Source organism: Chitinophaga ginsengisoli, assembly GCF_003014595.1.
In the GTDB taxonomy this organism is placed as follows: Bacteria; Bacteroidota; Bacteroidia; order Chitinophagales; family Chitinophagaceae; genus Chitinophaga; species Chitinophaga ginsengisoli.
Genome location: NZ_PYGK01000006.1, coordinates 57,062 through 73,020, shown reverse-complemented (window position 1 = coordinate 73,020; position 15,959 = coordinate 57,062). Strand labels below are relative to the sequence as shown.

14 protein-coding genes and 1 tRNA gene are annotated in these 15,959 nt (G+C 45.6%); 4 read left to right on the top strand and 11 right to left on the bottom strand.

Features of this window, described 5'->3' with window-relative positions:
• Position 1: 1 nt before the first annotated feature.
• Together CLV42_RS16115 and CLV42_RS16110 are read right to left on the bottom strand one after the other, a co-directional pair.
• Complete coding sequence (locus CLV42_RS16115; RefSeq protein ID WP_245901668.1) at positions 2–2,044, bottom strand: beta-L-arabinofuranosidase domain-containing protein; 2,043 nt, start codon at positions 2,042–2,044, stop codon at positions 2–4.
• 141 nt (positions 2,045–2,185) lie between these two features.
• On the bottom strand, positions 2,186–2,884 hold the full coding sequence (locus CLV42_RS16110; protein WP_106602950.1) for an HAD family hydrolase: 699 nt from the start codon (positions 2,882–2,884) through the stop codon (positions 2,186–2,188).
• A 252-nt stretch (positions 2,885–3,136) separates the two neighbouring features.
• Here CLV42_RS16110 and CLV42_RS16105 point away from each other — a divergent pair, with 252 nt between their 5' ends.
• The 3 genes from CLV42_RS16105 (at position 3,137) to CLV42_RS16095 (ending at position 6,147) form a co-directional block, all read left to right on the top strand.
• Positions 3,137–3,949, top strand: a complete 813-nt coding sequence (locus CLV42_RS16105; RefSeq protein ID WP_106602949.1) for a TerC family protein — start codon at positions 3,137–3,139, stop codon at positions 3,947–3,949.
• Between the two features lie 610 nt (positions 3,950–4,559).
• Positions 4,560–5,225 (top strand): class I SAM-dependent methyltransferase, encoded by a 666-nt coding sequence (locus CLV42_RS16100; protein WP_106602948.1) that lies wholly within the window; start codon positions 4,560–4,562, stop codon positions 5,223–5,225.
• Positions 5,226–5,298: 73 nt separating this feature from the next.
• Positions 5,299–6,147 (top strand): dioxygenase family protein, encoded by an 849-nt coding sequence (locus CLV42_RS16095; RefSeq protein WP_106602947.1) that lies wholly within the window; start codon positions 5,299–5,301, stop codon positions 6,145–6,147.
• Here the strand turns inward: CLV42_RS16095 and CLV42_RS16090 are convergent.
• The 6 genes from CLV42_RS16090 to CLV42_RS16065 all read right to left on the bottom strand — a co-directional run bounded on the left by CLV42_RS16090 (position 6,144) and on the right by CLV42_RS16065 (position 13,256).
• Entirely contained in the window at positions 6,144–6,539 is a 396-nt protein-coding gene (locus tag CLV42_RS16090; RefSeq protein WP_106602946.1) for an acyl-CoA thioesterase, read from the bottom strand. The genes CLV42_RS16095 and CLV42_RS16090 overlap by 4 nt on opposite strands.
• Before the next feature lie 121 nt (positions 6,540–6,660).
• Positions 6,661–8,007 carry a TolC family protein gene (locus tag CLV42_RS16085; RefSeq protein ID WP_106602945.1) on the bottom strand — a complete coding sequence of 449 codons (1,347 nt, stop codon included), beginning with the start codon at positions 8,005–8,007 and terminating at the stop codon, positions 6,661–6,663.
• Positions 8,004–11,117: an efflux RND transporter permease subunit gene (locus CLV42_RS16080; RefSeq protein WP_106602944.1), complete on the bottom strand. Its 3,114-nt coding sequence runs from the start codon at positions 11,115–11,117 to the stop codon at positions 8,004–8,006. Before CLV42_RS16080 ends, CLV42_RS16085 begins: the two co-directional genes overlap by 4 nt.
• Before the next feature lie 9 nt (positions 11,118–11,126).
• On the bottom strand, positions 11,127–12,164 hold the full coding sequence (locus CLV42_RS16075) for an efflux RND transporter periplasmic adaptor subunit (RefSeq protein ID WP_106602943.1): 1,038 nt from the start codon (positions 12,162–12,164) through the stop codon (positions 11,127–11,129).
• A gap of 15 nt (positions 12,165–12,179) precedes the next feature.
• On the bottom strand, positions 12,180–12,566 hold the full coding sequence (locus CLV42_RS16070) for a ferredoxin reductase domain-containing protein (RefSeq protein ID WP_106602942.1): 387 nt from the start codon (positions 12,564–12,566) through the stop codon (positions 12,180–12,182).
• A gap of 129 nt (positions 12,567–12,695) precedes the next feature.
• A complete protein-coding gene (locus CLV42_RS16065) occupies positions 12,696–13,256 on the bottom strand; it encodes a Crp/Fnr family transcriptional regulator (RefSeq protein ID WP_106602941.1) in 561 nt (186 codons plus the stop codon).
• A gap of 126 nt (positions 13,257–13,382) precedes the next feature.
• Here CLV42_RS16065 and CLV42_RS34600 point away from each other — a divergent pair, with 126 nt between their 5' ends.
• Positions 13,383–13,658: a histidine kinase gene (locus tag CLV42_RS34600; RefSeq protein ID WP_106602940.1), complete on the top strand. Its 276-nt coding sequence runs from the start codon at positions 13,383–13,385 to the stop codon at positions 13,656–13,658.
• 331 nt (positions 13,659–13,989) lie between these two features.
• Here CLV42_RS34600 and CLV42_RS16055 read toward each other — a convergent pair.
• From CLV42_RS16055 to CLV42_RS16045, 3 genes are all read right to left on the bottom strand, one after another.
• Positions 13,990–14,060, bottom strand: a tRNA-Gln gene (locus CLV42_RS16055).
• Between the two features lie 95 nt (positions 14,061–14,155).
• On the bottom strand, positions 14,156–15,202 hold the full coding sequence (locus CLV42_RS16050) for a glycosyltransferase family 9 protein (RefSeq protein ID WP_106602939.1): 1,047 nt from the start codon (positions 15,200–15,202) through the stop codon (positions 14,156–14,158).
• A 3-nt stretch (positions 15,203–15,205) separates the two neighbouring features.
• Positions 15,206–15,808 (bottom strand): DUF4254 domain-containing protein, encoded by a 603-nt coding sequence (locus CLV42_RS16045; RefSeq protein ID WP_106602938.1) that lies wholly within the window; start codon positions 15,806–15,808, stop codon positions 15,206–15,208.
• Positions 15,809–15,959 lie beyond the last annotated feature (151 nt).

Here is a 15,959-nt window from a genome sequence, read left to right as displayed (position 1 = left end):
TTTATGGTACAACAGGAAATGCTACAACTCTGACTTTAGTAAAACCATAAGGTACAAGGGTGATATGTTGTACAACAGTATCTACCTTCCCTTTATAAATGCCTTCACGGTCAGTAGGCGGCTGATAAGCCACACCGTTCAATACTTTCCATGAAGGAATCTTTTTCGCAGGCGCTGTGATCTCGATAGGAACATGTTGCAGGTTCCATACGAAGCTGTCACCTACAGGCCGTTGCATGCTCACCTTCATACTATCTGCAGCATGGCGCACATCTACACGACGCAGCCCATAATTCCAGACACTTTCAGGATATACGCTAAAGTAATCTCCTTCGATAGTATCAGTAGCTTTCTCCCATCGCTCCTGTATTTTCAGGGCGTATACTAAAGGACCTCTTTCTACTGCACTGGAATTTCTTCCCCAGGTACCGGTGGAGATTTTCATGGGCAACTGTAATGTCACTATGTCTTTATTATGCCATTCGCGTTTGATGGTAATGACCTGTCCACCTTTCTCTTTACTGTAAGGCTGGCCATTTAGTAAGATGACGGCATTCTCACACCATTGCGGTATACGCAGTTGCAGGGGGAATTCCGTTTCCTTCTTTAACGCAATTTCAAACTTTATCGCTTCATTGAAAGGATAGTCTGTGATCTCCCTGATGGTCACTTCCTGCTCTTTCTTCCCTACTTTAGTTGTCACTGTATTCGGGCCATAAGCCAATGCAGCTAAACCATTATCAGGAGTCTGGTACCACAGGTGAGTCGTGAATTTCGTCCAGCCCTGATGCATATTCGCAAGGCAACAGGTATAACCGCTACGCGGTCCCAGTACGTTACACATCTCCCGGTCAAAAGGCAGGGAGAAGTTAAATACGCCTTTGCTGATCTGTAGCTGATTCGCTACCTGGAAGTATTGTCTTGCATTGTAATCGTCCGTCGTTTGTGTTGGCAGGGCATTGAATGCCATCTTCTCCAGCGCATCCATATAAGCCACATCTCCCGTAATAGCGCTGATCTGCTCTAGTGAATACATCGCCTCCACGACAGCACACAGTTCTACACCCTGTGTCGGATCATTGCCGTTCAGATCTTCATCTCCGGAGAAGATGCCCATAGGCAAGCCATGAACGGTCATTAAGTCGTTCCAGCCTGTACGCAGGTTCTGCAGGTATTGTTTGTTGCCGGTACGCTCATAATTGACAGCTGGCGATTTCAGTCCCATAGCCACATTGACAGCATGCCGGTTCATCCACTGATAATTGTTGCGATAGGTAGTGGTGTTGATCACCCAATCCCTATTACCGAACCAGTTGGTCCAGGGGAATGATTGCCGCTCTATCAGGTCGGCAAGCTGTAGCAGATAATCATCCTTGGTAATACCATACAGCCATTGCGCCATCATCACATTCTCTGTGCCACGGGAAGTGGCCCATTCCGTCCATTTGCCAATAGGAGCTACTTTCAGGGCCTCCACCTGGTACCGGAAATACTTCGACATCAGCTTGATAACTTTTTTATCGCCGGTAGCGGAATAGTACTGTTGCAGTACTTTCAGCATGACCATCTTAGGCCACCAGTCTTCGCCATAAGTAGCGTGCTGCGGATCAATGGTGACACCACTGTCCAGCTCCATTCTTGTCAGCGGACCAAAATAACCGCTGGGACGCTGATGTTCTATCGTCCAGTTGACATAACGGAGCACTTTTTCTTTCAGGATCTTGTCGTCCAGTAAATAAGCCAGCGGTAATGCACCGTCCAGCCAATAAGGGGTTTCCTCCCAGCCATCGCCACGGCCGCCCAGCCAGCCATTATCATTTTTGACTTTAGCGTACACCTCATCCAGATGACCGGTGGTACCGTCACGCATGATCTGTAACTGATGTTTCAACCATCCCGCGGGTTTAACGGCACCTAATGGCAATGCTTCATAGGCGGGAGGAGTGTAGGCGCCGGGTGAGACCTGTTTAATGCCGGCTTGTGCCTTCAGTGGTAACATGAAAACCACTGGAAGTGCACAACACACCATCCATTTAATTTTCATTTAGTTTGACTTGAGTAGTGAATAATATGGAATTCTAACGTGAGGCTACAAAATAGTAATTCCTGCTTAATAATTAAGCATTAAAAGTCCCGCTGGTACTGGGACAGTATAGGATGGACAATCAGAAACAACGATGACTACTCACGGTAACGTTGCATACAACAATGGCAGAATAGCTAAAATATTTTCTACCTGTCTGAAGTTAGGGTTATCAATATGTACGTCTACATGTTCATGCTCCCAGGTAATGTGAAAAGGAATATGAATAGCATGACCGCCAATCGCCAGTACCGGCAACACGTCAGATTTCAGGGAGTTACCGATCATCAGGAACTGATCAGGCGTAATATCCAGGTGTTTTAATAATTTACGGTAATCACCTTCCTGTTTGTCCGACATTACTTCCACATGGTGAAAGAAGTGCAGGATACCAGAATTACGCAGCTTACGTTCCTGATCCAGCAGATCTCCTTTGGTAGCTACCACCAGGCGGTAATTATCTTTCAGGGCCGACAATACATCAAACACGCCGTCCAATACTTCCACCGGTCTGGCCAGCAGGGCTTTTCCTAACTCGATGATCTTTTCAACAGCACTGATATCAATAGTATTGTTGGACACCGTCAATGCAGTTTCTATCATCGACAGCATAAATCCTTTAATACCATAGCCGTACAGGGAAAGATTTCTGATTTCTATCTGCAGTAATTCACGCGCTGCGGTATGCTGCGGTAAGTAGCTTTCCATCAGTTGGCAAAACTCGGTTTCGGTTTCGCGGAAATAGGGTTCGTTTATCCACAATGTATCGTCCGCGTCAAAGGCAATAACTTTTATATCCATATATCTTCTAACAAGGGTTACAATAACAAAAGTATCCAATTAACGGCGCTTTTCCTCCTTTTTTAATCACTAAAGTTCACCGCAGCAATGGCGCACATTTTGTGATACCCTGGAATATCATACAGGAGCAGCATTCACATCAATAACAGGAGCGTTTCTGTCAGAATGCTGGCAGCAAGTTGTCAACAAACTTTCCTGATCAGCGTAAAAATTTGTAAGATTGCGGCTTCAAACCTATAATGCACATTAAAAATGGGAAATCTTTTTTCCGTCGAAGGCCTGTTTACAATAGACTCATTGATCAGCCTTTTAACCTTAAGCGTACTTGAAATAGTACTTGGAATTGATAATATCGTCTTCATCTCCATCATGGCAGGAAAACTGCCTCAAAACAAGCAAAAGAAGGCGCGTCGTCTTGGTCTGACACTCGCCATGTTTGTCCGCATACTGTTGCTGCTGTCCATCAGCTGGATCATGTCGTTGACCCGTACGCTGTTCAACGTAGGCGACTGGATAGGCATACAGAACGAAAAGTGGCTGGAAGCCACCGCTATTTCCGGCAGGGATCTCATTCTGCTTATCGGGGGCCTCTTCCTGATCTATAAAAGTACAGCCGAAATACATGAAAAGCTGGAAGGCGGCGGACATGAATCTGCGAATCCCAAGCCTATCAGCTTTACCCAGACTATTATCCAGATCTTACTGCTGGATATCGTTTTCTCTCTTGACTCTGTTATTACCGCAGTGGGTATGGCCGACCATATCCAGATCATGATCGCTGCAGTGATTATCGCTGTAGCCGTAATGGTGATGGCCTCCGAAGTCATCAGCAACTTTGTGGACAAACACCCAACAGTGAAAATGTTGGCGCTCTCTTTCCTGTTGCTCATTGGCGTATCATTGATCGCAGAAAGCTTCGAACAGCATATCCCTAAAGGATATATCTATTTCGCGATGGCCTTCTCCGTTTTCATCGAAATGCTGAACCTGAAAATGAAATCCAAATCCAGCAAGCCCGTAAAGTTGCATCAGCCGAGACTGGAGGAGAAAGAACAACAGGTATAGATATTATAAAATATTATAGCTATATAACTATTACAACAATTATAAAAAGCTGTCTTCCATCCGGGAGGCAGCTTTTTTGTTTATCAACGGGCATATTTTCCCTTCGGGGAAGATCTGAGCCGTGCTACGCCTGTTTGCGGCCAATAGAAACCAACCACTACTACCTGCCTTAAAAATAATCAGACCACAAAACAGCCCTGAAAATAGTACTCAAAACAGAGTACAAAAACAGACTACAAAACAGACCTCAAAAGCATCCAATAGACAGCTCATCAGTCAGGGAGTATAATAAAGGGACCCTATAAACAGCACAGGGACAGCGGAAGTAGCACCGGTTTCAGATGGGAATGTCGGGCCTTCGGCTCTCCGGCGACACGACCGGTGCTGCCCAATCCATATCCCACTTCTTATTCGCTTGACGAAGCCCAATCGACATTCAGAGAGGCGCCGACCGACATCCCATACTGAAACCGAAGCTACTTAGCGGAAAAAACGCAGCGTAATGAAACCAAGCTACTTAGCATAAACAATAGAATAAATTACTTATATTACAATATTACTGCCTGAACCCTACAATCCTGAAACAGCATCACCCCTCAACAAGCGTATCATGAGATACCTGTTATATTTTTTATATGTCGGATGGCACTGGGGATTAGATCTGGCCTTTTTCATCATCAGGCACGAAATCCGCGGAGAAAAGAAATACGGCATCCGGACCATTGGCACAGACAACCTCGCATCGGAGGTATCAAAAGAAGACAGGAAGCATATCGCCATGTATGAGCCAGTCAACTACTACACCGCCACCTGGCTGTTCGATCACCTGCAGCCTGCTGACCTGTCAACTACCCTGCTGGACGTCGGGTGCGGAAGAGGACGTGTATTAGCCATGGGAGCCGCCTACGGCTTCACTACCCTTGCCGGCATAGACCTTTCCCCCAGACTGTACAAGGCCGCCATAAAAATGCGGGATATCCTCCGTAACCGGTATCGCGATATCAGGATCAATGTAGCCTGCCAGGACGCGCGTGCCTATGCCATCCCTGAAACCGTCGGCGTGATCTTCCTCTTCAACCCTTTTGATCAGGTGATCATGGAGAAATTTATCGCCAAAGTCGAAGAAAGCCTGCTCAGGAGGCCCCGTCCCCTGAAAATACTTTACGCGAATCCGCAATGCAAACAGCAATGGCTGGATGCAGGATTTGAAGAAACAGACTCTTTTGTGAAAATGAACTTCCTGAGGGGAAGTATACTGGTGAAAGGTAAAAGTTAAAATTCGCCAGGGAATGTGGGAGATACTTAAATAGAAAATATATTTACCTGGTATTATGAATCATTAAACTGGTATGGAGCGGAAAAGATTTATTAAGATGGCGGCACTACTGCCGCTCATCCCCTACTCTGGGCAGATAGAGCGGTTATTAAACTTGCCAGGCATTTTCCAGCCTACTGAAAAGATGCCGGTATTTTTTGTAGGTCATGGCGATCCGGAAAATGCATTCAGGGACAATCCTTTTACCCAAAGCCTGCGTAAAATGGGGACTGCCCTCACCCGGAAGCCATCCGCCATCCTGGTCATTTCCGGCCACTACCTGACTGCAGAAACCACCTGGCTAAAGGTGCCGGCACATTTTAACTGCACTTACTACGACGTAGACGGAGCTACCCGCTTCAGTACCATGATACCAGAACTATCACCACAGGTAAAAATAGACGAAAGCACCGACCTTGATCACGGCGCCTGGGCCATACTCCGGCACATCATGCCCGACGCCAGTATCCCGGTAATGGAATTAAGCGTTCCTGTCAGTCAGCGGCTCGACTACCACTGGAATCTGGCGCAGCAACTGAAGCCATTACGGGAGAAAGGCGTATTGATCATTGGTAGTGGCAACATCGTACACAACCTGCAACTCAGCCTCCTGAAAGGAACATTCAGTAACGGAAAGCCTTATTCCTGGGCTATTGAGTTCGATGATTGGGTCAAAGCCAGGATCAATGAACGCGACTTTGGCAGTCTGTTCTACTACAGGAACCTGGGGAAACTGGCACGCAGGGCCGTTCCTACGGAAGACCACTACATTCCCATGTTATACAGCATCGCACTGGCCGATAAACACGAGGAGATCCACTATACCTACGAAGAAGTATTCAGCGCGGTAAGCATGCGTTGCTTCACCGTCGGACGTACTTAATCCTCCTCTCTTAAACGCTCGTCAGTATAAGTGATCTTTGTACGCCCATGTGGCGCCGGTACACCGTTTTCATCCACACTTACGAATACCATCTTATCAATGGTAAGAATGGTTTTCTGCGTGATCTTGTTCCTTACCTGGCAGGTAAGTGTCAAAGACGTTCTGCCGAAATGGATCGCCTTGATCCCCAACTCTACAATATCACCCTGCTTGGCAGAATTGATAAAATTGATTTCGGACATGTATTTGGTCACACACCTGTTTGTACCCAGCTGAATAATTGAATAAATAGCTGCCTCTTCATCTATCCAGCGCAGCAGGCTGCCGCCAAATAAAGTTCCATGTGCATTCAGATCCTCGGGTTTCACCCATTTACGTGTATAAAAATTCATTCTCGATTAATTTTCCCGTCCCCGGATATGGGCGCAAAATTAAACTACAAAGTGGAAAATATCCAATCAATATACTGTAACATATCTGTACCATCCAGCTATAAGTAACAACAACGTCCTCTTACTGCCCCGTCAATATCTTCAGGTCAGCAACCGCTATCAGGTAAGACAACTGCGCCGCATACATATCGGCCTCAGACTTCGCCAATGAAGATTTTGCGTTCAGCAGATCTGTTTTCACATTAAGACCAGCAGCCTTTTTATCTTCCTGCAGTTTAAACGCCTCTTTCTGATAAAAAAGGGCCTTTTGCGCAACAGCGATCAACTGCTTTGATTGTTCGATCTTCCTGTATGCCTTTTCAATGTCGTTGTTCACCTGCTGCTGTGTGTACTGAATATTCTCTTCCGCCTGCTTTAGCTGGAACTGTCGTTGTTTCAATACCTGTTTGTTGGAAAAGATCTCCTGCACATTCCATTTGAGGTTCACTCCTACAAATGGAATATTGTTAGGCAGTATAGGATTTCCGTACTGATAAGAATAACCGCCCACCAGTCCCAGATCTGGGATATTGCTTTGCCTGGCAGCTTTAATGCCCAATAAGGCTTTTGATTTATTCAATCCTGCTATCTGCATGTCAGCATTTGAAGAAGAGGCAACACTCTTATAGCCTTCCAGTGCATCCATTGGCTGCACGGCCGGCTCAATGGCTGCCAGTTTCAAGGAATGCGCATCAATCCCTGTCAGGTTGATTAAGTCCCCCATATAGTCTTCAATCTGAATATTCAATTTGAGGATGTTTTGCTCTTCATTGGCAACAGCAGCCTGCAGACCAGCTTTATCCGCTGTGATCGTTTTACCGGCCAGTTGCGCATTTTCCTGATCCGCTAATTTTGAGGTAGCTAACGCTAACTTTGCTTCCGCCTCCTCCAGCTGTTTTTGTGCTATTAAGGTGCCATAATAAAGTTTATCTATTGCCTGTTTTATTTGCAGGGATATTTTAAACCGCTCTTTCTCAGTCACCGCTATTTCGGTTTTATCTATATCCAGTCCGGTTTTTATCTTGGCCTGCTGGGTAATAGGCTGGTATGCCAGCATGCCGATAGTAAAGTTACTATGCTGCCCTACTGTAAAATTCTTGTCGGTGTTGGGAAGCAGTACAGTATTATTGGGACTGAGCTGCAATTCACCAATAGTACCGGCAGGTATGGTTATTTCCCCCAGGTTGATATTATATAAGTAATTGCCATTCACAGTGGCAGAAGGATACTTTTTGACTTCGTCTTCTTTGATCTTTGCCTGCTTTTCTTTTATCTGCCATTCCTTGATGGCAAGTATATGATTGTTCTTCAAAGCAGCATCCTTTAACTGCTCGAGAGAATATGACTGACTATCCTGCGCTTTCAATAAGGAGCAGCAGCAGATGAAAGCCATGGACAAAAGGGCAGAATGTTTTATATAATGCTTCATTTCACTGTTGACTTTATCGTTTCTACATTAGGTGTTGACTTTATCCGGGAGATATACAATACCGGTACGGTGAGTAATGCCATGATCATACTCCATACCACGCCAAATGCCAGCACGCTTGCAAGTGGCGCCCACATAGGGGAACCAGATATGATCATTGGCAACACACCAATAGCAGCAGCCATTGCTGTAAGGAAAATAGGCCTTAGACGCCGCTTGCCCGATTCTATGGCTGCCGATTTAATATCAAGTCCATGTTTCATCAGTTCATGCGTATGGTCTACCAGGATGATGGCGTTACGCACAACGATACCCGACAGCGCTATTAAACCAACAAAGGCAGTAAAGCTGAAATAATTACCTGTAAGGAACAGGCCCATGATAGCGCCAAACAGGCTCAGAGGTATGGTAAGCATCACGATCAGTACCTCTTTGATATTCCTGAACTGGAACAGCAGAATGAAGAATATCAGTACAAGGCTCACCAATAATGCAGCAATTAACTGTCCCAGCACTTCTTTCTTATTAGCGTCCTCTCCCCCGTATTCAATACGATATCCATTGGGAAGTGCCAGTTTATTGATCGCCGGTTGTATAGCAGCCAGTAACTCAGAAGGAAGTACGTCCGGCGCCGTTTCACTTTGAATGGTCAGGGTCCGTACACCGTTACGGTGCATAATTCTGCCCGTTTGCCATTGCGGACTCAAATCAGCAATCTGCCTTAAAGGCACTGCCGCACCTGTTACCGGCGACTTCAAATAGAGGTTCTCCAGATCACTTGTAGATTGTCTGCTTTTTTCATCCAGTCGCAGCAGAATATTTATCGGATCATTGCCTTCATACATGGTAGAAACAGCAGCACCACTAAAGCCTGTATAGACGGATTGAGAGATGCTGGTTGTGGTATAACCCAGCCGGCTGGCTTCTTCTTTCAGTCTTATCCCGATGCCATAATAATCTTCCGCAAAATCGCTTCTTACAAAACGGGCGCCTTTCGCATGGCTAACGATGTTGGTGACATCCGCCGCAATAGCCTTTAAATGATCAATATCCTCACCGATGATCCGCACTTCCACAGGAGCCTTTAACGCCGATCCCTGCTGCATCAGTTTGACATAAGTGGTACCTTCAGGTACCAGTTCTCCTACTTTGCCGCTTAACTCACGGGAGAGCTCTTCCGTGCTTGCCTCCGTAGTAGTATTGATCAGTATTTGTGCATAGTTCGATGTTGGAAACTCCGGGGAAAAATTATAATAGAACCTGGGCGAAGAAGTCCCCGTAAATGTTGCATAAGAAACTACCCGCTTGTCGTTCTTCAGCAATGCTTCCACCCTCAGAATAGCCTCATTGGTCTTTTCCAGCTTTGTTCCCGTTGGCATCCATAGCTCCACCACAAACTGGTTTCTTTCTGCTGCCGGGAAAAATTGCTCCCTCACACCCTTTGAAAACAGCAAGCCTGCAAAAATAATAGGCACAAGACTGCTGAGAATTGTCAGCCGCGGATGCAGTACACACCAGTCCAGCAGTGCATTATATCCATCCTGCATCAGGTCAAGCACAGACCGTTTTTTCCTCTTCACAGGAACATTATCGATTTCCCCTCCTTTAGCCCCTTGCTGCTGATGTAGGCCTTTTTTAATGAACGTGTAACAAAGCAATGGCGTCAGCACCATGGCAACAAAAAATGAGGAAGCCAGCGCCACTGCAACTGTTATAGGCAGCGCAAATATGAATTCGCCAACAGTTCCTCTTAGTAAGATCATTGGCATGAAAGACGCAATAATGGTAATCGTTGCCGTCAGTACAGGTATGACCAGGTCATTGGCACTACGCCAGGCAGCAGTCCACCTGTCAACGCCTTCATCGAGCAGTTCCACATAGTTATCTGCAATCACAATCGCATCGTCTACCACCATCCCCAATACGAGTATCAACGCAGCCAGCGACACCTGGTGTAGCTCAATACCCAATGCATGCATAATAGCAAATGTGACTGCCACCGTCATGGGAATGGCCATAGCTGCTACCATCGCTATACGCAGCGGCAGTAATAAAACAACCACAACAATCACCGAAAGGATGGCAAGGAAGAACTCGTGAATAAAATGCGAAATATTCTCATCTACGACATGTGGCTGATTAACGATCGTGGTGATCTTGACGGAAGAAGGAATCACCTTCCTGGCGTCTTCAATCTTTTTATTCACGTCCTCACCAAACTTCACAATATTATTGCCCTCCTGCATTTGAATGGAAAGCATCATCGCCTTATTGCCATTGACGGTAATAATACTCTGCGGTTCCGCATAATCCCTTTTCAGGCTGGCCACATCACCCAGCTTAACGACTGCGCCTGATTGAGAGATCCCCACAATCTGGCTGGCAAGGTCTGTTTCGGTACTATAATAGCCATTAGTGTACAGCGGTGTCTTGCTGCTGCTGGTCTTCACCTCTCCGGTTGCATTAATACTGTTCTGAGATTGCAATAACTTTACCACCTGATCCGTACTCACCCCGTATTGGGAGAGCTTCTCTGAAGTAGACGATACAACTATTTCTTCCTGCTGTTCGCCTATTCGTTTTATTTTGGAAGCGGCTGGAATAGTGCGCAGATAGTCCTCCAGGCGTTGGGCATACCGCTTTAGTTCATCATAGCTGGCACTGTTGCTTTCCAGCGCCATCACCATAGCTTCAGTATCTCCAAAATCCGAATTGACAATAGGCCCCTTTACTCCTTCCGGCAGATCGATCTGTCTTGAAACAAGCAACTGATGACGTAATTTGCTCCAGAATATATCAGGTTGTTTTACACTCTCTGTGAGTTCCACATTTACTACCACCACACCGTCTTTTGTAGTAGAATATGTTTTCGATTTATTGACCTCCTCATACTGGAAGAGATACTGTTCCAGCTTCCTGGTAACCTGGTCTTCTACCTGCACAGAGTTCGCCCCTGGAAAGTATGCAATGACCAGTCCTTGCCGTATTGTGATCTTCGGATCTTCCCTGCGCGGCATATTGAACAGGGAATTGACACCTACCGCAAACAGCAATAACAATACAGACAAGGTTACATGCTTATACTTCAGTGATGATTTAATAATGTTCATTTGCAGTAATTATTTGGTAATAGTAATCAGGGAACCATCAGACAGTCTTTTCTGGCCGCCGGTAACCACGATCTCTTTCTCGGCAAGCCCTGATACAATTTCTATCTTGTTGTCCACCATGCTTCCCAGGCTTACCCTACGCCGGAATGCTTTGTTCTGTGATTTGTCCACCACAAAGACAAAACTCTGATTGGCCTGGTCCTGTTGAATGCATTCTGCAGGCAGGAGGATCACCTGTTTTTGACTATTAGTTGCAACGTTGGCTTCTGCAATCATTCCCGGGCGAATGATCAATCCGGGATTGTCTATCCCGATCTTTATCGTAAAAGCCCTGGAGGTGGCATCAGCTGTAGAACCAATCTCAATTACTTTACCTGTAAACGTTCTGTCAAGAGAGGAGATGCGAATGTTTGCAGTCTGACCAATCCTGATCTCATGCAGTTCTCCTTCAGGAACATAAGCCAGTACCTTTACTTTGCTGATATCAGATATGATAAACAATGGCAGACCAACGCTTACGATCTCTCCTACTTCTACCTGTCTTTTCAGCAATACGCCGCTAATGGGAGAATATAAGCGGGTATCAGACAGGTTCTTCTGTTGTAGCTGCTGTTGAAGCTTTGCCTGTTGCACACTGAAACCTATTTTAGAAAAGTCGCTCTCGCTGAGACTCCCGCGTTCATGCAATATTTTCAGTCGGTCAAATTCATCGCTTGCCGTACTTACCTGAACGTCTGCAAGCCCTTTAGCGATGGAATAATTGGTAGGATCAAGGCTGGCAATCAATTGCCCTTTGGAGATATTATCTCCTTCGTTACTGGAAATATAATTGACCTTGCCTCCCACCATAAAGCCCAACTTTACGGTAGTATTGCCTTCTATGTTTCCACTTACTGAAACTGCACCAGAGATGGTGGTAGGCTGTACTTCTTCCGCCCTGACAGCCAAAGGCTGAGAAGTACTTTCAGCTGTTTGTTTTTCTTTGTTCCTGCAACTTGAGAAAATCAAGATGACAATCGTTGTAAAATAAAATAGAGATCGTCTCATCTTTTTTATATTTTATTATTCTGTGAAATATTGTTCCTGTATCGCCACATCTTCTATACCTAGAAAGAGTAGCACTTCTTTGATGTTTTTAGTAAACAACTCATTACCCGATATAATGAAACTCATCTGCCGCATCGTATTTGCATTCAATACTGCTTCAATGTCGCCTTGCTCGATGATCCATTGTCTGGCCGGCTTTCCTGAATAATAGTATATCAGTAACCTCGTGGGAAAATGCCTGTGGAGTATCTCCAATTCTTTTTGAAACGCATATAGGCTATCGGCAGAGCGATAAAGCAGCGACACATGTGTGTAGCCTGGTTTGGCAAGCCTGTCTTTTAAGGCGGGATAGACAGAGGCAATGCCTAAATCATCTGCAAAAAATACATAATGAATCCCCATTCCTTATATAGCATTTGTATTGATAACGAATTACAATGCAAAGCAAGGAAAGAAATGGGGGACCATTTTTAATCTATATTAAAAAGTGAACACGCTGAAGCGGATTTTGTTTCGTCAAGGGAGGGAAAACTAATATTTAGCTCTTATAACACTCAGGGTTTGCTGGGTAATACCCAGGTAAGAGGCGATATGTCCAAGTGGGGCTCTTGATAGTATGTTTGAATAATTATCCATCATAAACTTATAACGTTGCTCTGCTGTTTGAAACTGCAACGAATATAATTTGTCGGAGAACAGCTTCAGGAACTCTATAGCTACCATAATACCCAGGTTCTTAAATTCCGCAATTTCATTGAGTAACGCATTAAAGTCCCTGAACAGGATAATTCTCAGTGTTGCATTCTCCAATACTTCTCTTCCATAAGGGTCGGGATGGTTAAAATAGACACTCTCCAGAGACATCGTAAATCTGTTCTCATCGAAGAAAAAATGTGTAATGTCCTTCCCGTCTTTATTATAAAACGTCCGGATCAGACCTTTTTCTATAAAGAAAACTTTTTGGGAATTATTGCCCGGAGGTGTTAAAAGAGTTCCCTTGGGGTAGACTTCCCTTTTAAAGGCGGCATCAATGATAGCGCTTTCCTCTTCGCTAAGTTTCACTTTGCTGTTGATGTACTGGATCAATTCCATGCCTGATGCTATTGCAATAAAGGTAATGGAAAAAACAGGTTCCCGGAAAGAACCCTGTTCGAATAACCCAATACGTCTCTTAAGCGATCGAAATAGCCAGTTTAACAGAAACTCAAAGTAAGCAATCTGGAAGCACAGAAGCAGGTATTATTGCAACAGCTGCAGCCTCATTTCCTTTTTAACACACTCAGTGTGCTAAAGTCATTGATAAAAGATAATCCTGACGAAGCTGAAAATTATTCAATCAATCTGTCTGAGTTTCTGCGCTATTCCATACAGGTGCACAAGAATGGTTTGGTGTCCGTCGAAGAGGAATTAAAATTCACAAATGATTACATCACATGGATTATTGATTGGTGCAAACGCGGCTGTATCTACAGTCGCCCTTTTTATTTTTTTTAGCCCATAACAAACGTAATTAACAAAACATAATAGGACTCAGTAGGAGTCCCTTTGTTTGTAGCGCGGGGTTGTAAACCCCGGGATTGTTTGTGATGTGGGGTTCATACCCCCCGGACGGGTTGTAAACCCGGTGATGCTTGTGGCGTGAGATGTCGTAACCGCGGATGGGTTGTCCCCCGGAATGGGTTGTGATGTGGGATTCATCCCCCTGGGAATCACGGGTTTCAACCCCGGGCCCAATATTCGTAACCCGGGTTGCCCCCGGTGCCCCAAAATAATTTGCATAACCCCTAAAATGCAAAAAACCCTCAGCAATAGCTGAGGGCCTCTGTTGTCCTACCAGGATTCGAACCTAGACAGTCTGAACCAAAATCAGATGTACTACCATTATACTATAGGACAAACTCAACCAAATTAACTGTACGTGACATCATTATTTGGGATGGCGAAATTAGTATTTTTTCTCATTTCCCAAAAAAAAGTTTTTAAATTTATTCTTACCCAGCCACTTTCATGACCTTATCCACAATGGCGGAAGGTGGTATCCACTCCATACAGGCATGATCCCCTCTAAAGCAAGGCTTATTACCGAATATAGAGCACGGACGGCAGGAAAGGCTCTCTAGCTGTACTGAATTGGCCTCGCTCTGCCCAAATCCCATAAATCCGGCAAAAGGATGGGTAGCCCCCCAGATGGATACTACCGGTACCCGGAACAGGGACGCCAGGTGCATATTAGCCGAATCCATACTGATCATCACATCCAGGTTGCTGATAATGGCCAGTTCTGCCGGCAGTTTGAACCGGCCAGCCACCACAATAGCTTCCGGGTACTTTATGGCCAGTGCCGTCAGTTGTGCTATTTCAGCAGCCCCTCCCCCCATCAGCAACACTTTGACACCGGGATGTTTAACCAGCGTGGCCAGTACCTCTTCCATTTTCTTCAGCGGATAGGTTTTTTCCTTATATGTCGCAAAGGGCGCCAGTCCTATCCATTTATCCCCATTTTTAGGCCCTGTAATGGCCGTCAGCTCCGATGTAAGCGGTTGACGGGGGTATACAGGCCTCGTGGCATTAATGGACAGGGATAGCCCCAATTGGCGGAATACGGTGGCATATCGCTCTATGGTGCTGGTTAGCGGCAGCAGGACTTTCTCTTCCGGTCTGGCCAGGGCCTTTTTCTCAGCCCTTCCCTTGTCGATAACAGCCACCGGGCAACCGGTCAGCCGGAAAAAGGTGCGTACGATCTGAGACCGTAGCACATGGTGCAGGTCAGCCACCGCATCTATCTTCCACGATTGCCTGATAGCCTTGTAAAGCCGGTATAATCCCTTAAAACCTTTATGCGCTCCTTTCAGGTCGGCCGGAAAGAATATCAGCCGGGGAATGCCTTCACATAAGGCTCCCCAGTTCTTATTAGAGACAAAAACGATCTGTATGTCCGGGTTCTGCTCCAGCACCTGCTGCATGACAGGAATGGTCATCGCCACATCTCCCATGGCAGAAAAACGGATAGACAGTATTGTTTTCAATTGTTCAGCCATATATTATTTTCCCTTGTAAAGAACAGGGTTTAAGGCAGGATCATTATACATCTTCATCTGCTTGTACACTTTCATGTACTTCTTACCGGCAGCAATATCCTCCAGCAATTGGGTGATAGCACTTCCCAGGTCCCTGCGCTGCTCCAGCAGGATGTCCAGTTTACGCTGGCAGGCCTCCCTATGCTCCGGCGTAGCGTCCGGCCGGGTAGCTTCCTCCCGCATGTGGTAGATCTTCAGCGCCAGTATGGACAGGCGATCTATCGCCCAGGCAGGGCTTTCGGTGTTGATGATAGCGTCGGCAGACGGCTTTACATCTTTATACTTATCAAGAAAATAGCTGTCAATATACTCCACCACATCTGTACGCTCCTGGTTCGAACGGTCTATCCAACGCTTGATTTCCAATGCTTTCACCGGGTCTATCAGCGGATCACGGATTATATCTTCCAGGTGCCACTGCACCGTATCGATCCAGTTTTTCAGATACAGCAGATGCTCTATAGCTGTTTTTTCATACGGGTTCAGGATAGGCTGATGTACACTGTTATGCACATGATAATCGGCAATACTCTGATCAAATATTTGGTTGTACAGTTCTGTAGACATGGGACAAAAGTATATAAATTGGCGAAATAGTCCATAGAGGGCTCTTCCCTCCCCTGCCGGGATCACACTAAATATCATCCAAACGCATGACTGTAGAGTCTTAACATTCAAGTAACATGTAAGACCTACATTTATTTTCCATTATAGCAAC